The organism is Synechococcus sp. BA-120 BA3 (genome assembly GCF_034931285.1).
Lineage (GTDB): Bacteria > Cyanobacteriota > Cyanobacteriia > PCC-6307 > Cyanobiaceae > Cyanobium.
In genome coordinates this window covers 1-1488 of record NZ_JAYGHZ010000169.1, presented here as the reverse complement: position 1 = coordinate 1488, position 1488 = coordinate 1, and the positions used below count along the sequence as shown (strand labels likewise).

At 74.5% G+C, this 1488-nt stretch carries 1 protein-coding gene; it reads left to right on the top strand.

Features of this window, described 5'->3' with window-relative positions; translation table 11 throughout:
• Positions 1-1488: PhoX family protein (locus VB737_RS06965; RefSeq protein ID WP_500312197.1), on the top strand; the 1488-nt coding region annotated here is incomplete at both ends.

The window sequence follows — 1488 nt, the reverse complement described above, 5'->3', positions numbered from 1 at the left end:
CCGCATCACCGGCCTGAGCGGCTGGCGCGACCCCGACCGGCGCCTGCGCACCTCCGGGCCGGCGGCGGCCGTGTTCCGTCGCCGAGAGCGACTCGGCTACGACGACGGACTCGGAGACGCGATCATCGGCAGCTTCGCCAACTGCGCCGGCGGTGAGACCCCCTGGGGCACGGTGCTGAGCGCCGAGGAGAACTTTCAGAGCCAGGTGCCTGAGGCCGTCCACGCCGACGGCTCCTCCGTCTCCCCCGCCGCCCGCCCCTTCGCCTACGACGGCCAGCGCCTCGACGGGCTCGGCAACCCCTTCGGCCTGGCGGGCAACAAGTACGGCTGGATGGTGGAGCTCGACCCGCGCCGGCCCGAACGCCCCGCCGTGAAGCACAGCTGGCTGGGCCGCTTCCGCCACGAGGCGGTGGCGGTGCGGGCTGTGGCCGGCCAGCCCCTGGTGGTGTATTCCGGCTGCGACCGCCATGGCGGCCACCTCTACCGCTTCGTCAGCGACGCGCCGATCCGCGATCCGGCCGACCCGGCCAATGCGGAGCTGTTCGCAGCCGGTCGGCTCGAGGTGGCCCGCTTCGATCCGCCCGGTCCGGAGGGCGGCGAGGGCCGGGGCCGCTGGCTGCCCCTTGAGCCCACCACCCCGGTGGCACCGCTGGACCCCGGCCACTTCGCCCGCCACGGCGTGGAGCAGGCGGTGCTGCTACCCCACAGCGACCGCCTCCGGCCGGGGGCCGAAGCCTTCACCAGTGACGCTGCGGTGGCGGCCTACCGGCGCCGGTTCCGCACCCTGGCCGACCTCTACCCGGGCGAGGGGGAGGAGCGGATGGGGGCGATCCTGATCGACGCCCACCTGGCCGCCTGCGCCATCGGCGCCACCCCCGCGGCCCGGCCCGAAGACACGGTGATCGATCCCATCAGCGGCGAGCTGCTGATCGCCTTCACCGCCGGTGGCGGCAGCGGCGACGGCCGGGCCGACCCGGCCATCTTCCGCGGGCCCAAGGGACAGGCCAGCTGGCCCTACGGCTGGGTCATGGGCCTGGCCGACGACGGTCCGGCCCGGGGCGGCGCCTTCCGCTGGCGGCTGGTGGCCACCGGCGGGGCCCCCTGGCAGGGGGGGATGGGCTTCGCCAATCCCGACAACCTCGCCGTCGACCGGCAGGGGACCCTCTGGATGGTGACCGACCGCTCGACAAGATCGGCCGATCTCGATCTGTTCGGCAACAACAGCTGCTGGGTGCTGCCCAGCCGTGGCCCCCACGCCGGCGAGGCCTTCTGCTTCGCCACCGGTCCGATGGAGTGCGAACTCACCGGCCCCTGTTTCGATACCAGTGAATCCACCCTGTTCCTGGCGGTGCAGCACCCGGGCGAGGACCACGGCACCCGCGCCTCGGCGGAGGCCCGGGAGGCCCAGGCCCACCGGCTGGTGGACCGCTCCGGCCGCGCCTTCGAGCAGCTGCGCTGGGTGCCCCAGGGCTCCAACTGGCCCTCCGG